This window comes from Hungatella sp. SL.1.14, from assembly GCF_024460495.1.
Lineage (GTDB): Bacteria > Bacillota > Clostridia > Lachnospirales > Lachnospiraceae > Hungatella > Hungatella hathewayi.
Window position 1 is genome coordinate 1 of record NZ_JANFYJ010000591.1, and the last position, 255, is coordinate 255.

Consider the following 255-nt stretch of genomic DNA (forward strand, 5'->3'; position numbering starts at 1 on the left):
GACGGCATGGGAGAGCAGGTGGGTGCCAGATTTTACAAAAGGGCTTATAGCTCAGCCGGTTAGAGCGCACGCCTGATAAGCGTGAGGTCGGTGGTTCGAGTCCACTTAAGCCCACTACTTAACTCCCGGGAGATAAGTAAGTGGAAAGAAACAAAAGAATAAAGGGATTGCCTGAAAAGGGAAGACCAGCATCCGGTATTTGACATAAATATGGGGGTGTAGCTCAGTTGGGAGAGCACCTGCCTTGCAAGCAGG

At 50.6% G+C, this 255-nt stretch carries 1 tRNA gene; it reads left to right on the top strand.

Annotation, left to right across the window (positions count from 1 at the left end):
* The first annotated feature begins 40 nt into the window (after nt 1–40).
* Nucleotides 41–114, top strand: a tRNA-Ile gene (locus NE473_RS32440).
* The last annotated feature ends 141 nt before the right edge of the window (nt 115–255 follow it).